Origin of the sequence: Kitasatospora sp. NPDC088346, from assembly GCF_044740765.1 — a bacterium.
In the GTDB taxonomy this organism is placed as follows: Bacteria; Actinomycetota; Actinomycetes; order Streptomycetales; family Streptomycetaceae; genus Kitasatospora.
The window spans coordinates 12,008-35,195 of record NZ_JBIURH010000030.1; the positions used below are offsets into that span (position 1 = coordinate 12,008).

Below are 23,188 nucleotides of genomic sequence, written 5' to 3' on the forward strand. Positions count from 1 at the left end.
CGAAGCCTCACGGAGGTGCCGCGGATTGCCCATCGCCCGTCGCCCGGGCGGACGGACCGTCCGGCGCGCGCGGGCCGACGCGGACGCCGACTCACTCGTCCGAGTGACCATCCCGTCCGGCGCGCGCGGGCTGTAGCAGGCTCTGCGCAGGCGCCCGTCCCATCCCGTCCCGGCGTCCCACCCACGATGTCTGCGGAGGCCGGCATGGCGAACATCCCGAAGGACCTCAAGTACAGCAAGGACCACGAGTGGGTCCGCCCGTCGGCCAATGGCCAGGTGCAGATCGGCAAGCTCGCGGACCCCAAGGAACTGGACGACCTGCTGACCGCCGCCGAGTACGCGGACTACGTCGGGCAGGAGTCCGAGTAGGGTCGGTCGCCGCGACTCCGGACCGGGCCGGACGGCCTATCCGACCGCGGCGGCGGGCAGGCCGAGGCCGTCGCAGGTGGACAGGGCGAGGTCGTAGCCGGCGGAGTCCAGGGCGAGGTGACCCGGCCACGAGGTTCCGTCGGCATCGCGGGTGACGTCGCCCAGGGCGCCGCCGTCCTCGCGTCCGGCTCGGCGGATGCGCTCGATGACGTCGGGTTGGTAGGTGCGGCCGTCGAGGCCCCGGAGGGCTCGGCAGACGGCCCGGTCCTCGGCCTGCCGGTGCAGCTGCCACCCGCCCGCGCCGCGGCCAGCGCCAGCGCCAGCACCACCGTCCCGGCCCCGAGCCGTCTCGTCCGTGTCACGGCGCCGATCATGACACGGCCCGGGCCCGGTCAGTCGCCCGGGGCCGCCAGGGCGTCCGGCGGGGGCAGGGTGAGCAGGGCCTTGGCGCGGCGCTCCGCGAGGATCGGGATGAACGTCCGGACCTTGGCGTCGCGGAGTTCCTCGTAGGCGCTCGCGACAAGGGCGTCCACGGTGGCCGGGTCGGCCGCCGGGTGGGCGCGCTTGAGTCGGGCGGCCACGATCCCCATCGCCTCCGCGTCCTCGGGCGTGGCCCAGGTTCCGGTCCCGGTCCCGGTGGCCCGCCCGTCGGCCGGGGGCGGGCCGCTGGAGGCCGCGGCCCGGGCCGGCCGGCTCGCGGCGGGGGGCGGCGGCGGCGAGGTCAGGGTCACCACGGCGACCTCGCCCCCGGGTCCGCCCGCGTCGTGGCAGGCCAGGGTGAGCAGGCCCGCGTCGGCCAGGTTTCGCAGGGCCGTACGGAGCAGGCCCGGTTCGACTCGCAGGGCCGCGGCGGCGGCCGTCACCGGGAAGGTCGCCGTGCGGGCCAGGTGCTGCCGCGGGTCGGCGACGAGGTCGACCAGCAGTCCGACCGCGACCTGCCCGTTCGGGACCTGCCCGGCCCGCCGGGCCCAGTCCGCCGCCCAGTTGTCCACCGCCACTGTGTGCACCGGCCCACGACCCTTCGCTTCAGCCCGCCTCGGGCCGGCAGGCCGGGTCCACCCGGCGCACGGCCCCCGCAACCAGCATTCTCCGACTTGGCGGACCGGACCGCTCGCCGGTTCGGCCCCGACCCGGGAATTCGCCCGAACGTTGACCGGGAAGAGCCACTCTTTGGCCCGTACATGACACTGGCTGCGCTCAGGGAGGACGAAGAGGTCCGGCGCAGCGGCCGCGACGGTGCGGGCGCGGACGGCGGGCAGGGCGGCCGGCTCCCGAGCGTCCGGGACGATCCCACCGAAGCCGACCGGACGGAGGGGGCGCCGACTCGGCCTCGGGCCGGGAGCGCTGCGCGGCGGGCAGCGGCCTCCGGGCGGCCGGCCGAGGGGCGGCCGGCCCGGCGACCTGCCCGGGTGCCGGACGGCGGGGTGCAGCCCGGTCACGGCGCCGACGCCGTGACCGAGCAGCGCGGGCCGGTCTCCGACGGGGTCAGGAGAGCCCGGCCACCACCGTGGTGACCTTGCTGGTGATGGCCGTCGGGAGCGGGACGTAGCCCTTGGCTCCGATGGCCTGCTGGGCGTCGTTGCCCGCGGTGTAGGTCAGGAAGGCCTTGAGGGCGTCGAGGGTCCCCGGCTGGTTGCCCTTGTCGCAGACGATCTCGTACGTGACCAGGACCAGCGGGTAGGCGCCCTCCTGCTGGGTCCCGTAGTCCAGGGTCAGCGCCAGGTCGTTGCCGGTGCCGGCGAACTGGGCGGTGGAGATGGTGGTGGCGGCGTTGGCCGCGGTCGCCTCGACCGGCTTGGACGCGCCGGTGGCGATCGCGGCGCTGTCCAGGTTGTTGGTCTGCGCGAAGGACAGCTCGACGTAGCCGATGGAGTTCGTCACCTGCTTGACCTGCGCGGCCACGCCCGCGCTGCCGCTCGCGGACTGGCCGCCCCGGCCCGCCCAGGACTTGGCCGGCGGGTACGTCCAGGCTCCGCCGGAGGTCGCGGCCAGGTACTGGGTGAGGTTGTCGGTGGTGCCGGAGTCGTCCGCCCGGTGGATCGCCTGGATCTCGGCGTCGGGCAGCGACACGCCCGGGTTGAGGGCGGTGATGGCGGGGTCGTTCCAGGTGGTGATCTGCGAGTCGAAGATCTTCGCGATGGTCGGGCCGTCCAGGACCAGCGAGTCGACGCCGTCGATGTTGTACACGATCGAGACCAGGCCGCCGACCATCGGCAGGTCGATGCCCTGGCCGCCGGTGCAGGTCGTCCTGGTGGCGTCGATCTCGGCGGGCTTGAGCGCCGCGTCCGAGCCGGCGAAGGCCACCTTGCCGGCGGTGAACTGCTGGATGCCCGCGCCGGACCCGCTGGCGCCGTACGTGATCGTGACGCTCGGGCACGCGGAGCTGAAGGCCGTCTTCCAGATGTCGATCGCGTTGCCCTGCGCCGTCGAACCGGCGCCGAGCACCTGCCCGGACCCGGCGCACGCGATCGCGCTGGTCGCGGTGTCGGCGGGCACCGACAGGGCCGGCCCCCCGGACGGATCGGAGCCGCAGGCGGCGGCGGACGCGAGGGCGAGGACGGTGGCCGTCCTGGACAGCGAAGCGAGCAGGACACTACCCCGTGGGCGCATGGTGATCTCCGGGACGGGCGGGCACGCGGACGACGCCCATCCTGGGGCCGCGCCCCGAGGCGCCGGACGGACGACATGCCGGAGCCCACCCCGGACGGCCCAAACTCCGGCCCCCGACGGCCGTACCCGCGTGCGGCTGCCGGCCACCGGCGCAGTGGCCGGGCGGCCGGAGCGCACCACCGGGCCGAACGCGCCACCGCCGGGCGCACAATGGCGGCATGACGAACGATCATCCCACCGCCCAGGCCTGGGCAGCGATCAGCGACACGCCGGAGCTCGCGGCCGTCGTGCGCCACCGGCCCGCCCCCGGGACGCTCCCCTCCCGGCTGGCCGTCCGCGACCTGGCCCGCGCCACCGTCGCGGTCTGCTCACTCGCGGCCGCGCAGCTCCTCGCCACCCGCAACGCCGTGCCGCTGCCCGCCGTCGAGGTGGACGAGGACGCGGTCGCCACGGCGTTCGTCAGCGAGCGGCACCTGCGGATCGACGGCCGCACCCCGGTGAGCTTCGCGCCGCACTCCGGTTTCTTCCGCACCGCGGACGGCTGGGTGCGCACCCACGCCAACTACCCCCACCACCGCACCCGGCTGCTCGCCGCTCTGGGCCTGCCGGCCGGGGCCGACGCGGCCGGGCTGGCGGCCGAGCTCGCCACCCGCGAGGCCGTCGACGTGCAGGAGACCGCGTACGCCGCCGGTGCGCTGGCCGTCGCCGTCGCCCAGGTGGACCCGGCCCGCCCGCCCCTGCCGCTGGTCGAGACCCTGGCCGGCGGTGCGGCCGGCCGTACCCTGCCCGCCGCGCCGCTGCCCGCGGCCGGTGTGCGCGTGCTCGACCTGACCCGGGTCATCGCCGGCCCGGTCGCCACCCGCACCCTCGGTCTGCTCGGCGCGGACGTGCTGCGCCTGGACGCCCCGCAGCTGCCGGAGAGCGAGGACGCGCAGGCGGACACCGGTTTCGGCAAGCGCTCCGCCCGGCTCGACCTGGCCGATCCGGCCGGCCGGGCCGTGCTGGACGGCCTGCTCGCCGAGGCCGACGTCGTGGTCACCGGCTACCGCCCGTACGCGCTCGACCGGTTCGGGCTGTCGCAGGACGCCCTGGCCGAACGCCACCCCGGGCTCATCACCGCCCAGCTCTGCGCCTGGGGGTGGACCGGCCCGTGGGCGGACCGACGCGGCTTCGACAGCCTGGTGCAGGCGGGCCGGGGCATCGCGGCCCTGGAGTCCGGCCCCGACGGCACGCCCGGTGTCCTCCCCGCGCAGGCGCTCGACCACGGCACCGGCTACCTGCTCGCCGCCGGTGTGCTGCGCGCCCTGACCCACCGCCAGTTGCACGGCCTCGGCTCACGGCTGCGCTTCTCGCTGGCCGGCACCGCCGACTGGCTGCTCGGGCTGCCGCGGCCGGGTGCCGACGAGCCCGGCGGTGGCGGCCGGGGCCGGCCTCGGCTCGCGGAGACCCCGAGCCCGTACGGTCTGCTGCGGCACGCGCTCCCGCCGATCGGCTACGCCGGCGCGCCGGTCACCTGGACGCGCGGCCCGAGCCGCTGGGGCACGGACCGCCCGTCCTGGAGCTGACCACCGGCGCGCGCCGGCCCGGCTCACCCCAGCGCGGCCGCCTTGCGCAGCAGCACCGACCGCTCGCGCAGGTTGCCGCACAGGCGGGCGGCGAGCTCCAGCTCCGCCCGCGCCTCAGCGGTGCGGCCGAGCCGCGCCAGCAGCTCGCCGCGCACGCTCGGGAGCAGGTGGGAGCCGGACAGGCGGCCGCCGACGGCCAGGTCGTCCACCAGGGACAGCGCCGGCAGCGGGCCGCTCGCCATCGCCACGGCGACGGCCCGGTTGAGTTCGACGACGGGCGACGGCGCCACCCGGCCGAGCGCCTCGTAGAGCAGCACGATCCGGTCCCAGTCGGTCTCCGCGACCGAGGCCGCCGACGCGTGGCAGCCCGCGATCGCCGCCTGCAGCCCGTACGGGCCGAGGCCGCGCCCGAGCCCCGCGGCCCGGCCGACCGCCGCCAGGCCGCGGCGGATCGCCGACCGGTCCCACCGGCGGCGGTCCTGGTCCTCCAGGAGCACCGGCTCGCCGTCGGGCCCGGTCCGGGCCGGGAAGCGTGCGGCGGTGAGCTCGAACAGCCCGAGCAGCCCGTACACCTCCGGCTCGCCGGGGAGCAGCGCGACCAGCATCCGCGCCAGCCGGATCGCCTCCTGCGCCAGGTCGGAGCGGAGCAGGCGGTCGCCGGCCGTCGCGGTGGAGCCCTCCGTGAAGACCACGTACAGGACGCTCAGGACGGCGCCGAGCCGCTCGCGCCGCTCCTCGGGCGGCGGGAGTTCGAACGGGACGCCCGCCGCGGCGATCGTCTTCTTGGCACGGGTGATCCGCGCCTGCACCGTCGGGACGGGCACCAGGAACGCCCGGGCGATCTCCTCGCTGGTGAGGCCGCCGACCACGCGGAGGGTGAGGGCCACCCGGGCCTCGGGCGAGAGCACCGGATGGCAGGCCACGAACATCAGGGCGAGGATGTCGTCCTCGATCCGGTCGGGGTCCCACGGCGGGTCGTCCGGCCGGTTCCCGGGCGGTGGCGCGCCGGCGTCCGCCTCGCCCTCGGCGAGCGGCCCGGCGAGCACGGCGTAACGCCGGTCCAGGGCCGAGCGGCGGCGGAAGCCGTCGATGGCGCGGCGGCGGGCGGTCGCGAGCAGCCAGCCGACCGGGTTGGCGGGCTCGCCGTCGCGCGACCAGCTGACGAGCGCCTCGGCGAGCGCCTCCTGCGCGACGTCCTCGGCGAGCTCGAAGTCCCCGGTGTAGCGGGCGAGCGCCGCGACGATCCGGGCGGACTCGATCCGCCAGACGGCCTCGACGGCGCGCCGCGCCGACTCCGGGACCCGGACCGGGTCGTGGTCCGGGTCCAGGTCCGGGTCGTGGTCCGGCGGACCGTCCGCGGCTTCGGGCATCAGAGCTGGCCGGTCCGCTCGCGCCACGCGCGCTCCCTGACGATCCACTCGTTGTCCTGCGGGAACTCGTCGATGCCCGGCACCCGGCGGATCTCGCACTGCGAGCCGGGCAGCGCGGGCATCCGCCTGGCCCACTCGACCGCCTCCTCCTTCGAGGCGACCTCGATCAGGTAGAAGCCGCCGAAGAGCTCCTTGGTCTCGCCGTAGGGGCCGTCGGTGACCACCGGTGTCTCGCCGCTGTAGTCGACGACGACGCCCTGGCCGGGGTCGTCCAGCCCCTCGGCGGCGACCAGCACGCCCGCCCGGATCAGCTCCTCGTTGAAGCGGCCGACGGTTTCGATCATCTCGTCGAAGGGGGTCTCCATCATCTTCGCGAGGGACTCGTCCGTGTTGCGCATGATCAGCATGTACTTCGCCATGATCGATCTCCTTGGTGTGAGGGCCGCCTCTCGACCCTCTCACCCCAAGGTCGAACGGCGCCGCCGCGGATCGACACACGCCACGAAGCCGGAGGGAATTCTTTTCGGACGGCTCCTCCGGCAGGCCCCCGCCAGGGCCTGCCGGGGCGGGCGTTGGGCCGGCCGGGTGGGTCTGGGGGCCGGGTACGGCCTCCGGCGGGAGGGCGGAGGCCGTTTCGGGGATGCACTAATCATGTTGTCGCATCGTCAGGTCATGACCCGTAGGCTCCTGCTCGCCGGGGCCGGCTTCTCGCTGCTCTCGCCCCGCTCCTGCGGCGGCGCCCCACCCCGCGAGAGCACCGAGCAGGCGGCGGACACCACCGGCGCGGCGGCCGCCGAGGCGACCCACCCCCCGGACGCGGCCAGCTCCCCCGCCGCGCCACCGGCCGCCGCCGCGGCGGCACCGGCGGTCGGCCGCCCCCAGGCGGTTCCGATGCGGGCGCCGCTGGGCGTGCTGTCCACCACCGACCGGCTGCTGGCACTGACGATCGACGACGGGCCGGACCCGACCTACACACCCGCCGTGCTCAAGATCCTCGACGAGCACCGGATCGCGGCCACCTTCTTCCTGGTCGGGGAGAACGCCGCCAGGTACCCGGACCTCGTCCGGGAGATCGCCGCGCGGGGCCACCACATCGCCAACCACACCTGGTCCCACCCCGACCTGCGCAGCCTGTCCGAGACCGCGGCCCGCGACGAGCTCGGACGCACCAGCGACCTCCTGTACGCCACGACCGGCCGCGCGCCCACCTGGTTCCGCGCGCCGGGCGGCGACTTCACCGAGGCCTCGCTGCGCTTCGGCGCCGAGCTCGGCATGCGGCCCATGTCCTGGTCGGTCGACCCGCGCGACTGGTCCCGCCCGGGCAGCTCCACCATCGTCGACCGCATCCTGACGACCGTCGGCTCCGGCTCGATCCTCCTCAACCACGACGGCGGCGGCGACCGCGCCCAGACGGTGACGGCCCTGCGCGCCTACCTCCCGGTGCTGATCGGCCAGGGCTACCAGTTCACCACCCCGCACTGAGCGCGGGCCCGGGCTTGCGGTCGGGGCGGCTCCGCGAGCCTAGGATCGCCGTATGGCGCTGCTCCGGATCACCCGTCGCTCACCCCTGCCGGCCGTCGAGGCGTGGCGCCGGATGACGGACTGGGAGCGGCACGCCGGGCCCGTGCCGTTCACGGCGATCCGGGTGACCAGTGCGTCGCCGGTGGGGGTCGGGGCGAGTTTCACCGCGCGTACGGCGGTCGGCCCGGTCGGGTTCGACGACCCGATGGAGGTGACGCGCTGGGAGACCCCGGCGGAGGGCCGGCCCGGGCTGTGCCGGCTGGAGAAGCGGGGCCGGGTGGTCGTCGGGTGGGCCGAGATCGAGGTCCGGCCGCGGCCGGGCGGGTCGGTGGTCCAGTGGCGGGAGGACCTGCGGATGGCGGGGCTGCCGCGACTGCTCGACGGGCCGACCGCCTGGGGCGGGCGGCTGGTGTTCGGACGGGTGATGCGGCGGTTGCTCGATGGGAGACGCTGAACCGGCCCGGCCCGGCGTCAGCCGAACCGGAGCACCGCGCAGGTGGTCGTCCCGTGGGCGTACAGCCGGCCGTCCTCGGCACCCACCACGCGGGCCTCGGCGGTCGCCGTCGTCCGTCCCACGTGCAGGGCCGTGCCCTCGCAGCGGAGGACCTGGGTGTCGGCGTTCACGGTCCGGACCAGGTGGACGCCCAACTGCACGGTGGTGTAGGCGGATCCGGCCGGGAGCCGGGTCATCACGGCCGAGCCGAGCGCCGAGTCGAGGAGCGTGGCCAGGAAGCCGCCGTGGACCGTACCCATCGGGTTGAGCAGGTGTTCCCCGGGGTCGCCCTCGAAGGTGGCGCTGCCGTCGCCGACCGCGGTGAGCCGGAAGCCCAGGGTGCTCATGATCGAGGCCGCCGGGCACGTCCCGTCCAGCGCGCCCCGGAGGACCTCCAGCCCGGACATCGCCAGCAGATCCGCGGTCATCTCGGGTCGCGGCTCCCAGCTGTGGGTGCGCGAGCGGGTTGTGGCCTGGGATTCGTAGATCGTCATACAGCCGACCCTAGGGATCCGCCCAGGCCGGGCGGGAGTGGCGAACCCGGCAGGATCCGTACCGTTTCCGACACCGGACGGCAGCGGACGACACCGGACGGCAGCGAAGGTGCCTGCGGGGGCCGCCCGCTCCGGGGCCGAGCCTCAGCCGGAGGTGCCCTCCCAGACCGTCATGTCCACGGTGACCGCGTGCAGGTCCACCCGGGCGACCTTCAGGACTCCGACCCGGCCCTGGACGGTGCGGAAGCACCACGCCGATCCGTCGGGGAGGGGGATCGTCCGCTCGGCCAGCGGCGGTTGGAGGATCGCCAGGCACATGTCGGCCGTCGGCACCTCGGGCGGCCCGGTCCAGCTGCCGACCACCGCGCCGGGCTCGAAGCGGAGTTCACGGAGGGTCACCCGGACGTCCACCGGGTCGCGGGGCGGCGCGAGCCCCGGGCGGCCGGACGGCAGGTCGTCCAGATCCTGGTAGGTGTCGATGTCCAGCAGGACGCCCGCCTGCCAGCGGACCGGTCTGGTGGCCGACCCCGGGCCGACGTCCGAGCCGTCCACCGCGCCCGCGTCCTCCTCCCCCTGCGCGGCGGGCGGATTCGCCGTCTTCGGCTCGCCGCCGCCGGTGCAGCCCGCCGCGAGCGGCAGCAGGGCGAGGACGAGCAGTGCCGTCCGCGCGAGGGCGGAACGTACGGGGGTCATGGGCGGTCACTCTCCAGGGGTCTGCGGTGCAGGTGCGGGGGTCGTCGTCGCGTCAGAGGTCCTCGGGCGGACACGCCTTCGCGGTGTACGCGGGCACGGGTGCGTGGATCATGGGCAGGGCGTCCGCCCGGATCGCCCAGACGCCCTCCTGGCCGCTGGCCCAGAGCACCGCGCCGTCGAGGGCCAGGTCCGTGGCCGCCGGGGTGCTGGGGCAGATCCAGGGCAGTCCTTCCTGCGGCAGCAGGTCGTCGACCACCGGCGTCCCCGTCCCCGGCGGGCCGATCCGGATCAGCCCGCTCCCCTGCGCCGCCCAGGCCTCGTCGTGGTGGGAGGTCATCGGATTGAGGACGAACCTCGACCGGTCGTCGTCCTGCTGCGGCGCCCGGTCGCGTACCGCCAGGGTGTCCAGGTCCAGGGTGACGAACGCCTTCCCGTCCCGCGGCGCTTCGCGTTCCCCGACCTGGAGGAGCAGCGCGTCGTCGAGCACCACCGCGCCGAGGATCACCCGTGCGCCGTGCCCCAGGCCGTCGACGTTCGCCACCGCTGCCACCCGGCCGTCGGCCGGATCGACCGCGGTGACGGCGCCGGCGGTCACCGCGTAGAGCCGGTCGGGCCCGGCCCCCAGGGCGATCGGGACCTCCGCACCGTCACCGAGGGCGGTGTCGGAGACGACGGCGTTGCGGGCGGGATCGATCCTGACCAGGTGTCGGGTCAGGCCGTACGGGGCGGACTCCCCCGGAACGATCGCCCAGACCGAGCCGAACCCGGAGGCCAGCGGCATCTCGAAGACCCACTGCTCGTCGACCGCCTCGCGGAGCTTCAGTCGCGCCAGTGGCGCGGCCGCCGGGTGCCGGAGCAGCGTGCCGGGGTCGTAACGCCTGATCTCCTTCGGCCCGGCGACCCACAGCGAGCCGTCCGCCTCCAGGACGCGGTAGGCCGCGCCGGGGATCCTGACCCGTGGAACGGCCGCGTTCTCCGCCCGGGTCGGGATGTCGGTCATCGGGTGCAGGGTGGCCAGCGGGCGGCCGGTGAACGCCTTGTGGTCCGGGTTCGGCCACCACAGGCCGCCGCCGGCGACCGCGACCGGTCCGCCGGTCCTGGACGTGTCCACCAGGTCGACCCTGCCGCTGGGCGCGTAGGCCGTCGCCACGGGCCCGGCGGCGGGTGCGCCGCCACCGGTGCAGGCGGCCGCCAGCAGCCCGGCGAGCGCCGGGGCCCACGCCCGGCGGGCCGGCACGGCGCGTCTTCCCCGCCCTGCCCTCCCTGCCGGCCCGCCGCGCCTCACCGGCTCTCGCAGCCGACGGACTGCGCGGTCAAGGTGGTCCGGTCGGGCGCCCAGAGGCAGCGGGCCGTCCGGGCGGACGTCCCGGTGAGCCGGAACGGACGGCCCCCCTGGTTGACGACCAGGGTGCCGGTCCTGCCGTCGGAGGCCCAGTCGATCTCCAGGTGCCACCGGACGTCGTTGAGCTCCCCGTGGGCCGCGACCGCGAACACCTCCGACTCGCCCCGGGAGACCTGGTAGGGGAAGTCGATCGCCTTGCCGTCCTCGTTCACACCGACGGCCACCGGTCTGGGTGACGGCTGGTCCAGGTCGATGTCGAGGTAGCGGTAGTCCTTCGGGCCGCCGCAGCCGACGCCCGCCCAGATCCCTCCCACCGGCGCGTCCCGCGCGTCCACCACGACCCTGGCCTGCAACAGGACGACCTGCGTCTCGGACGTGCCCTGGACCTGGAATCCGAACTCGTCCCGGGCCGCGGGCACGCCGCCGTGCGAGGTCGCCCAGGCGGTCAGCGGCTGCTTCCCCGGTGCCTGGAGGCCGCCGGAGGAGCCGGGAAACATCCAGCTCATGGCGCACTCGTCCTTCCCGCGGTCCCACAGCGCCGCCTTGGGCGCGGTGTCCGGCTCGTCCAGCCAGGTGCCGACCGGCGTGGCCAGGAGCGTGGCGAGCGCGCCGATCAGGGCCGCACCGATCCCGCCGGCCAGCCACAGCCGGGTCGCGCGCCGCCGCAGCCGGATCCACCGGCGCCGCCAGGAGCGGGATGCGCCGGGGGGTGGTGCGGGGGCGGAGGGGGATGCGGGGGGTGGTGCGGGGGCGGCCTGGCTCGGTCGTGCGCCGCCCGGGGCCGGGCCCTGTGCGGGGCCGCCCGGGCCCGGGCCGCCTTGTGCCTGTGCCATGCGTCCTCCGGTCGTCCTGCCCGGTCCGGCGTCGGGGCCGGTACCGGTGCGGTTGGGCAGCGGTCAGCACGTGTCCACGAGCGGCTCGGGCGCGGCGATCCCGGTCACCCGACGGGCGGTGAGCTGCACCAGGACGCCCTGCTCCCCGTCCGGCGACTCCGTCAGCACCACCTCGCGGTCGTCCGACCGCGCGCCCGGACTCCCCGGCGCCAGGGTGCCGACCTGCTCCCGGGTACTGCCGAGCGCGATGCCCTGGACGGTCCGCAGGCGCGCCGGGTCCTGCTCGGTCGCCCGGGACACCTCCTGCCGGACGCCGAACGAGGTGGCCGCAGCCGGATCCCGACCCGGCACGACCAGGGTGATCCCGTCCCAGCGGACCTCGGTCCGATCCGGTGTGCAGATCTGGTCGCCCGGCTGGAAGGTGCTTCCGGTCGGCTCCCCCAGAAGTGCCGTCAGTGCGGCGATCGCACGGGCGGGGCCCGCGTCGTACCGGAAGGTGTCCCGGACGGTACGGTCCTCCGCCAGGAGCTCCAGCGCCTGCGGCCGGACCTGGAGCGACCCGGCGGGTGCGGGAGCCTTCGTGGCGCCCCGGGCCGGGTCGAGGACGGCGATGTCGCGCACCGGAGCGTCGAGGGCGGCGAGCCTGGTCCAGCTCCGCAGGTCGGCGCTGGACCAGACGCCGCGCCCGGCGACGCCGGGCGTCGCCGTCCCGGTGTCGGCCGAGGCCGCCGCGGCGGCCGGTGGCCCGTCCACGGCCAGCCAGGCGTCGCCCGACCAGGTGAGAGCGGTCGGGACAGCACCGTCCACCGCACCGGACAGCCGCTCCCACGCGACGCCGTCCGTGCTGACGCCGCCCACCGCGGCCGGCGCGGCGTTGCTCCCGGGCCGCACCTCCCGTACCCCCAACGCGGCGAACCGGTGGCCGTCGTGGGCCAGCCCGGCCGGCCGGGCGAGGCCGATCAGACCGTTCGGCACGCTGGCGTCCCGCCCCTCCGGGTGGTCATCGGTCGGCATCTCCGTCCAGGAGACGCCCCGGTCGATGCTGCTCACCAGGTGCACGCCGCACAGGCTCGCGCCCGCGCAGTCGTGCACCAGCATCAGCCAGCGGCCCCCGCCGTGGGCCACCGCGAGCGGCCGGTGGTCGTAGCGGCCCGCCACCGCCTCGTGGCGGTTCACCTGTTCCCAGGCCTTGCCGTCGCTGCTCCGGTAGACGACGACCGCGCCCCCGAAGTCGTCCACGTCCCGGGCCCGGCCGACCGCCAGCCAGGTCCCGTCCGGACCGTGCGCCACGTCGACCAGCGGATCGGGCACGGTGACGGGATCGCTCCACCGGCGCCCGTTCCGGCTCGTCAGGACGGTCCCGTGTCCGGCCCCGTCGACGCCGACCGCCACCGCGAGACCGTCGGAGGCCGCCACCCCGAGGAGCGCCGAACCGCCGGCCACCGCCTCCTGCCAGCTCCTGCCGTCAGCACTGAACCGGACGCTCCCGGACCGCGGCACCGCGCTCCGGTCCGGCTCACCCGCGCCCGTGACCACCAGCATCGTCCGGCCCGTGGCCGGGGCGTCGGCGCCACCGCCCGAACCACCCGTACCCGCCCCGGAACCCGACCCCGAACAGGCCGAAGCCAACATCCCGGCGGCCACCACCGCGACCAGCCCCCGGCCCGCCGTCCCACCGACGGGCCGCCACCACTCCACCACGCCCACACGCCACCCCCCGGCCGAACGCACCCCCTGCGTCCACGGCCTCCCCGGAAGACCCTCCCACCCGCACCCCTCCTCCACGCCAGGCGGGGACTCTCCGTGATCGAATCGCAACTCATCGCATTCGAACCGCTCCGCGGGCCGCCACTGCCGGCGGACAACTCCCTTCGGCTGCACGGTCGGTGGGCGCCACGCGCCCTCGGTCGTCGGCCCCGCCGCACGCGTCCCGCGTGTCAGCAGGCGGTCATGACGTCCGTCACGTCCTCCTGCTGGCACGCCGTCACTACCTGCGGCCGGGCCCGCCTGCGAGAGTTGTGATCATCTCGGGGGCGAGCACGTCCCTGCGGGGACGACACCACGGGGGACACCATGCAGAGCACCGGCACGGACACGGCCGCATCCGGACCCACGACCGGCTTCCACGCCGTCGGGGCGGCCGCCGAGGTGCTGCCGTCGATCGGTGAGATGCGGCTGCCCGCCTGGTTCTTCGGCTTCGAGGGCATCCTGGCCGGTGCCTTCGACCTGCTGCGGGCTTTCCCGTCCGCCTGGCCGGCGCTGATCGTCCTGGTGACGGTCAACATCACCGTCTCGCTCACCGTGCTGCGCCGGCGGTTGAAGCTCGCCGGGCTGCTGTGGCGCGGCAAGGGCACCCGCAGGGTGGCTCTCGCCCTGGTGGGCCTGCGGATCGGCACCCATGTGCTGCTCGGCGCCGCCGGATTCGCCCTGGTCTCGGCGCTCGGCCACGTCCTGATGGCCCTGGTGATGGCCGGCGTCACCGTCGGCCTTCTGGTGTACGTCCAGCGGACCGCCCTCACGGCCCTGGTCGCCTCGGGCAGGGCGACCGCCTGACGCCTCCGCGCCCCGGGGCCGGGCGGCCCACCGCGGAGGAACACCGGCGACCCTGGACGCGACGGCGGTCTCACGAGCCGTCGGTGCCACCGCCACCCCTATGCCAGGGCGCGCCGGGTCTCCGCGAGGTGGGAGTCGACGTACCGGGCGAGGGTCATCGCGTCCTCGGCGTTGCCGGCGTGGAAGGCGACGCGGCGGAGCAGGAAGACCCTGCCGAGCGCGACGTCCTCGCGGGCGAGGACGAAGAGGAGGGCGAGGAAGGCGGCCCGGGCGTTGCCGTCGTCGAAGGGGTGGAAGAAGCAGACGTCGAGACAGGCGCGGGCGGCGCGGGCGGCCAGGGGGAGGGAGCGCGGGCCGTTCGACGCGCTCTCGGCCAGGCAGGCGTCGAGGCGGCTGCGGGTGTCCGGGTCGATGCCGTAGCGCTCCCGGCCGCCCTTGGCGAAGGCGGGCCGGCTGCGGAACGGCGGCGGCTGCGGGGTGTCCAGGACGTGCTGCTGCCAGCCGCGCAGCAGCTCGAAGTCGAGCGCGGCGCCGCGTGCCGCGTCGGCCCGCATCACCTCCAGGGCGGCGAGCAGGCCCTCGGCCCGGGCGGGGTCCACGGCGCCGTCGAAGGCGCGGATGTCCTCCGCCGCGCCGTCGCGCGCCGGGGTCACCGGTCCGGCCGCGCCGCCGTCGGGGGCGTCCTGCCACGGCACGGTGGCCCGCACCGCGAGCCAGCGCTGCAGGTGGTCCGGCACGGGCCCGGTGGTGGGCGGTACACCGTCGCCGGGCCGCAGGGACAGCGCGAGCCGCTCCGCGACGTCGTCGACCAGCACCGCGTCGGGGCCGGTCCAGCTCCGGAAGCGCCCGCCGATCGCCTGCTCGACCAGGTCGTCCGCCACGTCGGGGGCGACGTCCCAGCGGCTGAGGAACCAGGTGAGCACCTGGTGGCAGTGCCCGTACCAGCCACTGCCGCTGCCGGTACGGTCGCTCACCTGAAGGATCAGGTTGCGGGCGGCGCGCTCCCACAGGATCCGCTGGTCCTCGACGGCCCCCAGGTCGAGCGGGTACGCCTCGAACCAGCCGGCGAGGCTCTCCAGCCATTCCCGCCACTCGGTCACCGCCGCGACCACCCGGCCGAGCGTCTCCTCCGGCGTGGTGACCGAGTCCCGCGGGCAGCACCAGCTCCCGACCGGCCCGCCGTCGAAGTCCCCCTCGTCGTGCGACCAGCGCCAGCCCACGGCCCAGCGGCCGTAGTGCTCCACGAGAGCGTGGGACATCGCGTCGGCCCAGAGCTTGGCCTCGCCACTGCTCCAGGCGTGCATCGCCGCGTCGACGACGGGGACGTCAGGGCGGCGCGGCACCCGCCGAGCGGGCCCGAGCGAGTGCACCACCCGCGTCACCTCCTCGGCGTCGAAGGGGTGACGGGCGGGGTCCACCTCGTCCCAGTCCAGGTAGGCGGGGGCCATGTCGGGAATCACCGCGCAAGCGTGCCACACCCACCGGGCACCGGTTCAAGCGGATTTCCGCGGGGCGCGCCCCTGCCACCGGCCCGCCCGGGTCCGTCACCGGCCCGGGTCTGCCATCGGCCCAGGTCTCCGGCAGGCGTCCGGGGACCGTACCGTGGGCCGTCGAACGGAGTGCTCGGCCTCGGGCGAAAGGCCGTTGGCCGGGGCGATTCGGGTGCTACCGTCGGCGCCATGTCCAAGACCGAGCTTGACGCGGTGACGGCCGAGTTCTTCGGTGCCTTCGACAACCGGGGTGGTCGGGTCGCCGATGTGGCACGGATCCGTCGGCTGATGCTGCCGGGTGGCGTGATCGTGCTGACGGGGCCGCAGTTGACGGTCTACACCGTGGAGGAGTTCATCGAGCCCCGCGAGAAGCTGCTGGCCGGCGGGCGGCTGGTCGAGTTCTCCGAGTGGGAGACCGCGGAGCGGACCGAGGTCGTGGGCGACATCGCGTCACGGTTCGGTGAGTACCGCAAGTCCGGGATCCTCGACGGCGAGCCGTTCGAGGGCGGCGGCAGCAAGACGTTCCAGTTCGTCCGTACGCCGGACGGCTGGCGCATCGCGTCCTTCGCCTGGTACGACCGGCCCTGACCGGGCCGCCGGGGCCGCCGGGGCCGCCCACACGGTTCAGGGCAGCAGTCGGTGCAGGACGGCCGAGGCGAGCGCCGCGTCGAGGGCGCCGACGCCGGTGAGGTCGGCGACGGTGATCGCGCCGTCGGGCCGGTGCACGGGGGATCCGAGCAGGTGGCCGACCGCCGTGTCGCTCCGGCGGGTGGCGCTTTGGGCGCGGACGGCGTGACCGAAGTCGCCGTGGTCGAGGCACTGGGCATGGTCGTCGGTCGCGATGATCCGGGCGCGGGCGAAGAGTTCGGGCGGCAGCTCGTTCTTGTGCGGCATGTCGGCGCCGATCCCCGTGACGTGCGCGCCGTCCCGTACGTGGGCGGCGTCCAGGACCGGGCTGGTGGCCGGGGTGGTGGTGACGATCATGTCGGCGCCGGCCGCTTCCCGGGCCGTGGCCGGCCGGGCCCGGAGACCACGGCTGCGGAGCTCCCCGCACAGCGCGGCGACCCGCTCCGGGCGGCGTCCGTGCACCAACACGGCTGACAGCGGCCGCAGTTCGGCCAGCCAGGTGACCTGGAGCAGGGCCTGTTGCCCGGTGCCGAAGACGGCGAGTTCGGCGGCGTCGGGCCGGGCCAGCGCGTGGGTGATCAGCGCGCCCGCGGCGGCGGTGCGCCAGGCGGTCAGCATGCCGCGGTCGTCGAGCAGGGCGCGGACCTCGCCGGTGCGGGCGCTGAGGACGCAGACCAGTCCGTGGTTGGCGGGCAGCCCGCGGCCCGGGTTGGCGTAGAAGCCGGTCGCGATCTTGACGGCGAACTCGGGGGCACCGGCGATCCAGCCCGCCTTGACGTGACAGTCCCCTTCGGCGCCGGGGAACTCCAGGTGCAGCGGCGGCGGCACGGTGGTGCGGCCCTCGGCGTGGGCGATCGACGCGTCCCGGACGGTGTCGAGGATCAGACGGGGGACGGCGACCCGTTCGATGGCGGCGGGACCGAGGACGGGTACGTTCATCGGGCGGTCCGCATCCAGCCGGCGAACGCGGCCAGGCCTTCTTCGGGGTTGCGGCGGCCGATGCCGATGCGGAACCGGTCGGTGGGGGTGGGCGTCAGCTCGGAGCGGTAGATGCCGGCCGGCAGCAGCAGGACGCCGGCCTCCTCGACCAGGCGGGTGCAGAACTCCTCGACGCCGTCGGCGCCGAGGTAGCGGGGGTAGGCGACGCAGCCGCCGTCCGGCGCCCGCCAGTCGAAGTCGTCCGGGAACTCGGCGAAGAAGGCCTCGAAGTGCGGCAGGTTCGAGGCGATCAGCGCGCGGTTGCGGCCGAGGATCGTGTCGCGGGCCTTGAGCGCGATGCGGGCCAGGACCTCGCTGGGCGCGGAGTTGCAGATGGTGGTGTAGTGCTTGGCCCGCTCCAGGCGGGAGCGCAGCGCGCGGTCGCGGCAGGTGATCCAGCCGATGCGCAGGCCTGGCAGCCCGAGCGCCTTGGACGTCACGTTCAGCGAGAGCGCACGCTCGGAGAGGTCGCAGGCCTGGGGCGGGGCGGTGACCCCGTCACGTTCCAGGCCCCGGTACACCTCGTCGCTGAACAGGTGGATGCCGCGTTCGTCGCACAGCCGGACGAGGGCGGTGAAGTCGGTGGCGTCGATGATCTTCCCGGTGGGGTTGTTGGGGAAGTTCACCGAGACGACGCGGGTGTTCGGACGGATCGCCGCCGCGACCGCGTCCAGGTCCAGGGCCCAGTCCCGGTCCGGGTCGAGGGCGACGCCGGTGACCTCGCAGAGCGCCAGCGGGACGGTCTCGGCGGCCTGGTAGTTCGGGGTCACCACCACCGCGTGGTCACCCGCGCCGAGCAGGACGTTCATCGCGAGGTAGAGGGCCTCCTCCGCGCCAGCGAAGCAGATGACGTCGTCGGCCTCGGCGTTCTCGTACGTCTCGGCGATCACCTCGCGCAGGGCCCGGTCGCCGAAGGTCTCGGTGTAGCCCAGGGGGAGGTTCTGGAAGGCGTCGCGGTCGGCGTCGTCGGCGAGGGAGAGCAGTTCGGCGAGGGTCATGGTCTGGGCGTCGGAGGCGGTCAGGTGGTGGCGGGCGGTGAACTCCCACCGGGAGAAGTAGGTTTCGAGCCGGAAGTCGGGCAGTCGGGTCATGGCGGTCGGTCCTTTGCGCTGGTTCCACCGGCGGCGGGCGGCAGGCCGGGGCGGCGGCGTCCGAGGGACGTGTCCATCGTCCACCCTGCTTGCCTTGGACTATAAATCCAGTCTGGACAATCTGTCCAGGAAGGGGCAGGGATGTGCCCGTGGCCGCAAAGGATGAACATCGTTCACTGTGAACGCCGTTCACAGTGAACGGCGTTCACGCCCGTCGGACGGAGCGACAGGCCGACGGCTCAGTCCCGGAGCTCGGACAGGAGGCCGTAAACGGTGGACCGGGACACCCGCAGCGCGCCCGCCACGACCGGGGCGGCCCGCCGCACCGCGAACACCCGGGCCTCGTCGAGCCGACCGAGGACGGCCAGCCGGTCCTGGCGGGTCATCCGCTCCACCGGCCGACCGGTCTCCCGGACGTAGCCGCCGATGATGCTCTGGATCCGCTCCGACCAGTCCTGCTCGAACAGCGGCTCGGGCCGCTGGACCGTCGGGGCACCGAACGCGGAGAGCACGGCGGCGGCCTGGTCCAGCGGCGTCCGGTCGAGGTTGATGCAGAGGACGGCGGACGGCGCGCCGAGGTCGTCGCGCAGCACCGCGCTGACCGAGCTGAGCCGGCGGCCGTCCGCCAGCAGCTTCTCGTACGGACCGAAGACGTCCTGCGCGGACGGTTCGAGGTCGTCCAGCTCGCCGAGGAGCGAAGGGTCGCCCGCGCGGCGGGAGGTCAGCGGGTTCCAGATCTCCAGTACCCGGTCGGTGGCCGGGTCGTGCAGCGCCACCTCCGCGTACGGGCCGAGCAGCGCCGCGACCGCCTGGCACACCGGTGCCCACATCCGTACCCGGGGGTCCGACCCCGGCTCCGCGTTCCCCATGCCTGGACTATAAGTCCGAGTTGGATGGACGGTCCACAGCCGCCGGCCGGCCCACCGTCGCCGGCCCACGGTCGGCCGGCCCACGGTCGGCCGGCCCACGGTCGGCCGGCCGGTCAGGCCTGACGGGTGGGCAGCACCACCAGCTGGCGCAGGTTTACCTCGCGGCGCCGGCTGACGGTGTACGCGACCAGGTCGGCGACGTCCTCCGAGGTGAGCGCGGGGATGGCATCGAACATCCCGCCCAGCTGCCCGGCGAGCTCGGGGTTGTCGATGTGCCCGGCCAGCTCGGTCGCGGTCAGCCCCGGCTCGACGTTGGCCACCCGGACGTCGCGCGGGCCCAGCTCGCTGCGGAGTGCCGCGGACAGCTGGGTCAGGGCCGCCTTGGTGGCCGAGTACACCGCGTAGTTGGGGAAGGTGACGTGCGCGGCGATGGAGGAGATGTTGACCAGGTCGGCTGCGGACCCGGCGGCCGCGGCGGCGCCGAGGTCGGCGGTGAAGGCCCGGGTCACCCGCAGGGCGCCGGTCAGGTTGGTGTCGATCATGCGGGTCCACTCGTCGAGCCGGCCGTCGGCGAGCGGGTTCGGCAGCATCACACCGGCGTTGTTGACCACCAGGTCCACCCGGCCGTAGGCCTCGTGGACCCGCGCGGCGGCGGCGTCCACCGACGCCTGGTCGGTGATGTCGACCGGAACGGCCAGCGCCCGGCCGCCGTCCGCCTCGATCTTCGCGGCGAGCTCCGCCAGCCGGTCGGCCCGGCGGGCGAGCAGCGCGACACGGGCACCGTTCGCGGCGAACAGGCGGGCGGTCGCCTCGCCCATCCCACTGGCGGCTCCGGTCACGACGGCGGTACGGCTCGCGAGTGCGGGGTAACTCATCTGGTGCTCCTGGGGATTCGGTCGTCCTGCTCGGGTCCTGCTGACGGAGCAACTCTCGTCCCGCGCGGTACGGCCGTGCCAGGGCGCCGTTTTCCCTGGGAACACCAGGACCAGGCTCGCCCACGACACCCGGACCCACCCCGACCGCGCGAACGCCCGGACCGCCCGGTCCCACCCCGACCGTCCGGACGTCCGGCCCGGCGTCGGGGCGTCGCACCCGATCGCCGGCGATCCATCCCCTAGCCTGGCGAATCCGACATACCACTACGAAAGGGAATCCGGTGTCCTCTCGCCTCAACCCGTACATCAGCTTCCTCGGCAACGCCCGGGAGGCCATGGAGTTCTACAAGAGCGTCTTCGGCGGCACCCTGACCGTGAACACCTTCGGCGACTTCGGCGCGAAGGACGCCGGCGAGGCGGCCGACAAGATCATGCACAGCATGCTGGAGACCGAACGCGGCTTCACCCTGATGGCCGCCGACAATCCGCCGGAGATGCCGTACACGGAGGGGAACAACATCTCGCTGAGCGTCAGCGGCGACGACGAGGCCGAGCTGCGCGGCTACTGGGACAGGCTCGGTGACGGCGGTACCGTGTCGGTCCCGCTGGGGAAGCAGATGTGGGGCGACGTCTTCGGCATGTGCACGGACCGCTTCGGCATCGTCTGGCTGGTCAACATCAGCCAGCCGGAGGCCTGAGGTACCACTCCCCCGCAGGCCGGCCGCGGCGGGACCCGCCGTCCCGGCCGCCCGGTCAGCGGCAGCGCCACCACCGGCCCGCGGGTCTGACCGGGTGCAACCGGCAGGGCCGCAGACGGCGCGGCGCCCAGCGCAGGACCGCCTCCGCACGGGCCGGGAGGCGCGGCAGGGGCGAGGCGGTCGGCGGCGCCGACGAGGGCGTCACCACGACGCCGCCGGCCGGGCGCGGGGAACCGTCGGCGGCGGCCGGCAGGAGGGCCAGCACGACGGCGAGGCCCGCCAGGGCGACCGCCGAGCCGGCCACCGCGCCGAGCTCCCGCAACCGGCGGCCCCGACGGCCGTCACGGACGGCGGCCCGCACGACGTCGCCCAGCGGCGGCGCCGGCACCGCCGCGAGTTCGCAGCTGAGAGCCGTACGGAAATCCTTCATCCCCGACACACCTTCGGTCGCCATCCCGTACCCCCGTCGTCCCGCACACCCGTCACATCCGTCGCATTCGTCACACCCGAGCGGGCCCGTGCGCGAGCCGCCCACCGGATACACGGTTCGGGGGTGGCACTCGGTGACACCGGGAGGACGAACCGGTGCGGCAGCCCCGGCAAGCGCGGCAGACGCGGGAGGCGCGGCAGACCGGATGTCAGTCGGTGGGGCTACGGTGCGTGGACACGGGAAGTCCGCGCGACGAGGGGAAGACATGACCACACTCGAGAACCGGCCGAACACCGCGCTGGTCGTCGTCGACGTGCAGAACGGAGCCATCGGGGCGGCTCACGAGCGGGACGCGGTCGTCGCGACCATCGGCGGCCTGGTCGACCGGGCCCGGCTGGAGGACGTTCCGGTGGTCTGGATCCAGCACTCCGACGAGGAGATGGCCCCGGGCAGTGACAGCTGGCGGATCGTCGACGAGCTGACCCCGGGCGAGGCCGAGCCGCTCGTCGGAAAGTCCTACGGCGACGCCTTCGAGGACACCACCCTCGAAACCGTGCTGGCGGGCCTCGGCGTCGGCCGGGTGCTCGTGGTGGGCGCGCAGACCGACGTCTGCGTCCGCTCGACCCTGCACGGTGCGCTCGTCAGGGGGTACGACACCATCCTGGTCAGCGACGCCCACACCACGGAGGACCAGACGGCGTGGGGCGCCCCGCCGCCCGCCCAGGTCATCGCCCACACCAACCTGTACTGGCGCTTCCAGACGGCGCCGGGGCGGGTGGCGGGCACGGTCGAGGCGAAGGAAGTCGACTTCACCGGGCGTTCCTGAGCCTGGGCGGCAACCGGGGGCGGCAACCCGGGCCGGCCGCCCGGCGCCGCGTCGACGCCGCGCCGATGGTGCGGCGATGTGGCAGGTTGGACGGGGGGCCGGACCTCAGCGTTGGGAGAGGAGAAGGCATGTCGTCGAAGCGACGCCGCAAGAAGAAGACCCGCCGCAAGAACGCCGCGAACCACGGCAAGCGGCCCCAGTCCTGAGCCGCACACCCGCCGTTCGGGTGAGCCGACCGGCCCGGCCGGCGCGCGCAGGTCGCCCCTGGCACCGCGCCGCCGGTCGGCCGCCGTCCACGGGCCCGCTCTCCCCCGCGCCGCCGACGTCCGGGCGCCTGCGGCGTTCGCGATCCCGACCGCTCGTGATCCCGGCCGATCGCGATCCCGGCCGCTCAGGGCCGGGCCTGGCTTGGCCGGGCCCGGCGTGGCTCCGGCTGACGGGCCCGACCGGTCGTTACTGTCGCGCTGACGCCCCGTCGGCCTGGACCCTCCGTCCCGTCCCACCTCCCGGGCTTCCCCCACGAGCGCAGAGGAAGCCGGTGCGATGGGACGTGAGCCCTGGCGACGCGTACGGACACGACGTGGGCGACGGGCTCCGCGCCCCGTCCCGCAGCTGACCCTGCTGCTCATCGCTCTGCTCCTGCCGACGGCGCTCGCCGGGATCGGCGCGCAGTCCGCGCAGGCCCTCGCGCCGCACCGAGCACCGCACCGAGCACCGCACGGAGCACCGCCCCCGGTCCTGGTGCCCGACACCACCGTGGTCGCGCCGAGCTGGCCCGAGGCCGACCGGGTGGGTGCCCTGTTCGTCGGCGGCTTCGGCCCGGGCCATCACTTCTGCACCGCCGGCGTGGTGCCGAGCCCGGTCGGCAACCTGCTGCTCACCGCGGCCCACTGCATCCGCTCCGCGCAGGGCGTGACCTTCGCCCCCGGCTACCGCAACGGCTCGGCGCCGTACGGTGTCTGGCCGGTCGTCAGGATCTTCACCACCGAGGGCTGGACGGACCGCCGCGACCCGGACCAGGACTTCGCCTTCCTCCAGGTCGGCCCCGACGGTGCCGGCCGGGAGGTCCAGTCCGTGGTCGGTGCCAACCCCCTCGGCCTGAACGCCGCCTTCACCGCCGCCGTCCGGCTGTACGGCTACGGCAGCCGGGCCGACGTCCCGCTGCTGTGCACCAACACCACGTCCCGGTTCGGTACCCTCCAGCGACGCGTCCACTGCCCGTCCTACCCGGGCGGGACCAGCGGCGGCCCCTGGATCGACACCGCCTCCGGCGCGGTCATCGGCGTCATCGGCGGCTACCAGCTGGGCGGCGACACCCCCGACGTGTCGTACAGCGCCTACTTCGACCGGACCGTCGCCCGGCTCTACCTGGACGCCCAGTTCCACGCCTCGGTCCCGCCGCGGGTCCGCCGGCCGCTGCCCGGGCCGGCGGACCCACCGGCCTGACGACTCCCCACGCGG

At 75.1% G+C, this 23,188-nt stretch carries 25 protein-coding genes; 10 read left to right on the top strand and 15 right to left on the bottom strand.

What is annotated here, in order from left to right; all coding sequences use genetic code 11:
- Positions 1-204 precede the first annotated feature (204 nt).
- Positions 205-369 (top strand): hypothetical protein, encoded by a 165-nt coding sequence (locus ACIOFR_RS29250; RefSeq protein WP_401002214.1) that lies wholly within the window; start codon positions 205-207, stop codon positions 367-369.
- 392 nt (positions 370-761) lie between these two features.
- Here ACIOFR_RS29250 and ACIOFR_RS29255 read toward each other — a convergent pair whose 3' ends face one another.
- Positions 762-1,376: a three-helix bundle dimerization domain-containing protein gene (locus tag ACIOFR_RS29255; protein ID WP_401002215.1), complete on the bottom strand. Its 615-nt coding sequence runs from the start codon at positions 1,374-1,376 to the stop codon at positions 762-764.
- A 478-nt stretch (positions 1,377-1,854) separates the two neighbouring features.
- Positions 1,855-2,979, bottom strand: coding sequence for a phosphate ABC transporter substrate-binding protein PstS (gene pstS, locus ACIOFR_RS29260; protein WP_401002216.1), 1,125 nt, complete (start codon positions 2,977-2,979; stop codon positions 1,855-1,857).
- 218 nt (positions 2,980-3,197) lie between these two features.
- Between pstS and ACIOFR_RS29265 the strand changes: the two genes are divergently transcribed.
- Entirely contained in the window at positions 3,198-4,544 is a 1,347-nt protein-coding gene (locus ACIOFR_RS29265) for a CoA transferase (protein ID WP_401002217.1), read from the top strand.
- 23 nt (positions 4,545-4,567) lie between these two features.
- Here ACIOFR_RS29265 and ACIOFR_RS29270 read toward each other — a convergent pair whose 3' ends face one another.
- Both ACIOFR_RS29270 and ACIOFR_RS29275 read right to left on the bottom strand, forming a co-directional pair.
- On the bottom strand, positions 4,568-5,941 hold the full coding sequence (locus ACIOFR_RS29270; protein ID WP_401002218.1) for an RNA polymerase sigma factor: 1,374 nt from the start codon (positions 5,939-5,941) through the stop codon (positions 4,568-4,570).
- A complete protein-coding gene (locus ACIOFR_RS29275) occupies positions 5,914-6,333 on the bottom strand; it encodes a YciI family protein (RefSeq protein ID WP_401002219.1) in 420 nt (139 codons plus the stop codon). Before ACIOFR_RS29275 ends, ACIOFR_RS29270 begins: the two co-directional genes overlap by 28 nt.
- Positions 6,334-6,586: 253 nt before the next feature.
- Between ACIOFR_RS29275 and ACIOFR_RS29280 the strand changes: the two genes are divergently transcribed.
- Positions 6,587-7,396, top strand: a complete 810-nt coding sequence (locus ACIOFR_RS29280; RefSeq protein WP_401002220.1) for a polysaccharide deacetylase family protein — start codon at positions 6,587-6,589, stop codon at positions 7,394-7,396.
- A 52-nt stretch (positions 7,397-7,448) separates the two neighbouring features.
- Positions 7,449-7,889 (top strand): SRPBCC family protein, encoded by a 441-nt coding sequence (locus tag ACIOFR_RS29285; RefSeq protein ID WP_401002221.1) that lies wholly within the window; start codon positions 7,449-7,451, stop codon positions 7,887-7,889.
- Between the two features lie 17 nt (positions 7,890-7,906).
- Here the strand turns inward: ACIOFR_RS29285 and ACIOFR_RS29290 are convergent, their stop codons facing one another.
- The 5 genes from ACIOFR_RS29290 to ACIOFR_RS29310 form a co-directional block, all read right to left on the bottom strand.
- Positions 7,907-8,422 carry a PaaI family thioesterase gene (locus tag ACIOFR_RS29290; protein ID WP_401002222.1) on the bottom strand — a complete coding sequence of 172 codons (516 nt, stop codon included), beginning with the start codon at positions 8,420-8,422 and terminating at the stop codon, positions 7,907-7,909.
- Positions 8,423-8,566: 144 nt separating this feature from the next.
- Positions 8,567-9,115, bottom strand: a complete 549-nt coding sequence (locus tag ACIOFR_RS29295; RefSeq protein ID WP_401002223.1) for a hypothetical protein — start codon at positions 9,113-9,115, stop codon at positions 8,567-8,569.
- 52 nt (positions 9,116-9,167) lie between these two features.
- Positions 9,168-10,352, bottom strand: a complete 1,185-nt coding sequence (locus tag ACIOFR_RS29300; protein ID WP_401002224.1) for a hypothetical protein — start codon at positions 10,350-10,352, stop codon at positions 9,168-9,170.
- A gap of 44 nt (positions 10,353-10,396) precedes the next feature.
- Positions 10,397-11,290, bottom strand: a complete 894-nt coding sequence (locus ACIOFR_RS29305; protein ID WP_401002225.1) for a hypothetical protein — start codon at positions 11,288-11,290, stop codon at positions 10,397-10,399.
- Between the two features lie 63 nt (positions 11,291-11,353).
- Positions 11,354-12,832, bottom strand: a complete 1,479-nt coding sequence (locus ACIOFR_RS29310) for a hypothetical protein (protein WP_401002226.1) — start codon at positions 12,830-12,832, stop codon at positions 11,354-11,356.
- 531 nt (positions 12,833-13,363) lie between these two features.
- On the opposite strand from ACIOFR_RS29310, the gene ACIOFR_RS29315 reads away from it, so the two are divergent.
- On the top strand, positions 13,364-13,843 hold the full coding sequence (locus ACIOFR_RS29315; protein ID WP_401002227.1) for a hypothetical protein: 480 nt from the start codon (positions 13,364-13,366) through the stop codon (positions 13,841-13,843).
- 98 nt (positions 13,844-13,941) lie between these two features.
- Here ACIOFR_RS29315 and ACIOFR_RS29320 read toward each other — a convergent pair whose 3' ends face one another.
- Complete coding sequence (locus ACIOFR_RS29320) at positions 13,942-15,303, bottom strand: Fic family protein (protein WP_401002228.1); 1,362 nt, start codon at positions 15,301-15,303, stop codon at positions 13,942-13,944.
- A gap of 219 nt (positions 15,304-15,522) precedes the next feature.
- On the opposite strand from ACIOFR_RS29320, the gene ACIOFR_RS29325 reads away from it, so the two are divergent.
- Entirely contained in the window at positions 15,523-15,921 is a 399-nt protein-coding gene (locus ACIOFR_RS29325; protein ID WP_401002229.1) for a nuclear transport factor 2 family protein, read from the top strand.
- Between the two features lie 36 nt (positions 15,922-15,957).
- Here the strand turns inward: ACIOFR_RS29325 and ACIOFR_RS29330 are convergent, their stop codons facing one another.
- The 4 genes from ACIOFR_RS29330 to ACIOFR_RS29345 all read right to left on the bottom strand — a co-directional run bounded on the left by ACIOFR_RS29330 (position 15,958) and on the right by ACIOFR_RS29345 (position 19,773).
- Positions 15,958-16,899: an ornithine cyclodeaminase family protein gene (locus ACIOFR_RS29330; RefSeq protein ID WP_401002230.1), complete on the bottom strand. Its 942-nt coding sequence runs from the start codon at positions 16,897-16,899 to the stop codon at positions 15,958-15,960.
- Positions 16,896-18,029 (bottom strand): aminotransferase class I/II-fold pyridoxal phosphate-dependent enzyme, encoded by a 1,134-nt coding sequence (locus ACIOFR_RS29335; RefSeq protein ID WP_401002231.1) that lies wholly within the window; start codon positions 18,027-18,029, stop codon positions 16,896-16,898. The genes ACIOFR_RS29330 and ACIOFR_RS29335 overlap by 4 nt, the downstream gene beginning before the upstream one ends.
- A 239-nt stretch (positions 18,030-18,268) precedes the next feature.
- Positions 18,269-18,898, bottom strand: a complete 630-nt coding sequence (locus tag ACIOFR_RS29340; RefSeq protein WP_401002232.1) for a transcriptional regulator — start codon at positions 18,896-18,898, stop codon at positions 18,269-18,271.
- Between the two features lie 113 nt (positions 18,899-19,011).
- Positions 19,012-19,773, bottom strand: a complete 762-nt coding sequence (locus ACIOFR_RS29345; protein WP_401002233.1) for an SDR family oxidoreductase — start codon at positions 19,771-19,773, stop codon at positions 19,012-19,014.
- A gap of 281 nt (positions 19,774-20,054) precedes the next feature.
- Between ACIOFR_RS29345 and ACIOFR_RS29350 the strand changes: the two genes are divergently transcribed.
- Positions 20,055-20,471 carry a VOC family protein gene (locus ACIOFR_RS29350; RefSeq protein WP_401002234.1) on the top strand — a complete coding sequence of 139 codons (417 nt, stop codon included), beginning with the start codon at positions 20,055-20,057 and terminating at the stop codon, positions 20,469-20,471.
- 55 nt (positions 20,472-20,526) lie between these two features.
- Here ACIOFR_RS29350 and ACIOFR_RS29355 read toward each other — a convergent pair whose 3' ends face one another.
- Positions 20,527-20,901: a hypothetical protein gene (locus ACIOFR_RS29355; protein WP_401002235.1), complete on the bottom strand. Its 375-nt coding sequence runs from the start codon at positions 20,899-20,901 to the stop codon at positions 20,527-20,529.
- Positions 20,902-21,166: 265 nt separating this feature from the next.
- Here ACIOFR_RS29355 and ACIOFR_RS29360 point away from each other — a divergent pair, with 265 nt between their 5' ends.
- The 3 genes from ACIOFR_RS29360 to ACIOFR_RS29370 all read left to right on the top strand — a co-directional run bounded on the left by ACIOFR_RS29360 (position 21,167) and on the right by ACIOFR_RS29370 (position 23,173).
- The gene (locus ACIOFR_RS29360; RefSeq protein WP_401002236.1) at positions 21,167-21,727 is read left to right on the top strand and encodes an isochorismatase family protein; all 561 of its coding nucleotides are present in this window, start codon (positions 21,167-21,169) and stop codon (positions 21,725-21,727) included.
- 128 nt (positions 21,728-21,855) lie between these two features.
- Positions 21,856-21,933, top strand: coding sequence for a 50S ribosomal protein bL37 (locus ACIOFR_RS29365; RefSeq protein WP_401002283.1), 78 nt, complete (start codon positions 21,856-21,858; stop codon positions 21,931-21,933).
- A gap of 337 nt (positions 21,934-22,270) precedes the next feature.
- Positions 22,271-23,173 carry a trypsin-like serine peptidase gene (locus ACIOFR_RS29370; protein ID WP_401002237.1) on the top strand — a complete coding sequence of 301 codons (903 nt, stop codon included), beginning with the start codon at positions 22,271-22,273 and terminating at the stop codon, positions 23,171-23,173.
- Positions 23,174-23,188 lie beyond the last annotated feature (15 nt).

Excerpts from the sequence above, each read along its gene's own strand:
- ACIOFR_RS29250 (WP_401002214.1), top strand. The coding sequence starts at position 205 with ATGGCGAACATCCCGAAGGACCTCAAGTACAGCAAGGACCACGAGTGG.
- pstS (WP_401002216.1), bottom strand. The coding sequence starts at position 2,979 with ATGCGCCCACGGGGTAGTGTCCTGCTCGCTTCGCTGTCCAGGACGGCC.
- ACIOFR_RS29265 (WP_401002217.1), top strand. The coding sequence starts at position 3,198 with ATGACGAACGATCATCCCACCGCCCAGGCCTGGGCAGCGATCAGCGAC.
- ACIOFR_RS29275 (WP_401002219.1), bottom strand. The coding sequence starts at position 6,333 with ATGGCGAAGTACATGCTGATCATGCGCAACACGGACGAGTCCCTCGCG.
- ACIOFR_RS29280 (WP_401002220.1), top strand. The coding sequence starts at position 6,587 with ATGACCCGTAGGCTCCTGCTCGCCGGGGCCGGCTTCTCGCTGCTCTCG.
- ACIOFR_RS29285 (WP_401002221.1), top strand. The coding sequence starts at position 7,449 with ATGGCGCTGCTCCGGATCACCCGTCGCTCACCCCTGCCGGCCGTCGAG.
- ACIOFR_RS29290 (WP_401002222.1), bottom strand. The coding sequence starts at position 8,422 with ATGACGATCTACGAATCCCAGGCCACAACCCGCTCGCGCACCCACAGC.
- ACIOFR_RS29295 (WP_401002223.1), bottom strand. The coding sequence starts at position 9,115 with ATGACCCCCGTACGTTCCGCCCTCGCGCGGACGGCACTGCTCGTCCTC.
- ACIOFR_RS29305 (WP_401002225.1), bottom strand. The coding sequence starts at position 11,290 with ATGGCACAGGCACAAGGCGGCCCGGGCCCGGGCGGCCCCGCACAGGGC.
- ACIOFR_RS29310 (WP_401002226.1), bottom strand. The coding sequence starts at position 12,832 with ATGCTGGTGGTCACGGGCGCGGGTGAGCCGGACCGGAGCGCGGTGCCG.
- ACIOFR_RS29315 (WP_401002227.1), top strand. The coding sequence starts at position 13,364 with ATGCAGAGCACCGGCACGGACACGGCCGCATCCGGACCCACGACCGGC.
- ACIOFR_RS29325 (WP_401002229.1), top strand. The coding sequence starts at position 15,523 with ATGTCCAAGACCGAGCTTGACGCGGTGACGGCCGAGTTCTTCGGTGCC.
- ACIOFR_RS29330 (WP_401002230.1), bottom strand. The coding sequence starts at position 16,899 with ATGAACGTACCCGTCCTCGGTCCCGCCGCCATCGAACGGGTCGCCGTC.
- ACIOFR_RS29335 (WP_401002231.1), bottom strand. The coding sequence starts at position 18,029 with ATGACCCGACTGCCCGACTTCCGGCTCGAAACCTACTTCTCCCGGTGG.
- ACIOFR_RS29340 (WP_401002232.1), bottom strand. The coding sequence starts at position 18,898 with ATGGGGAACGCGGAGCCGGGGTCGGACCCCCGGGTACGGATGTGGGCA.
- ACIOFR_RS29345 (WP_401002233.1), bottom strand. The coding sequence starts at position 19,773 with ATGAGTTACCCCGCACTCGCGAGCCGTACCGCCGTCGTGACCGGAGCC.
- ACIOFR_RS29355 (WP_401002235.1), bottom strand. The coding sequence starts at position 20,901 with ATGAAGGATTTCCGTACGGCTCTCAGCTGCGAACTCGCGGCGGTGCCG.
- ACIOFR_RS29360 (WP_401002236.1), top strand. The coding sequence starts at position 21,167 with ATGACCACACTCGAGAACCGGCCGAACACCGCGCTGGTCGTCGTCGAC.
- ACIOFR_RS29365 (WP_401002283.1), top strand. The coding sequence starts at position 21,856 with ATGTCGTCGAAGCGACGCCGCAAGAAGAAGACCCGCCGCAAGAACGCC.
- ACIOFR_RS29370 (WP_401002237.1), top strand. The coding sequence starts at position 22,271 with ATGGGACGTGAGCCCTGGCGACGCGTACGGACACGACGTGGGCGACGG.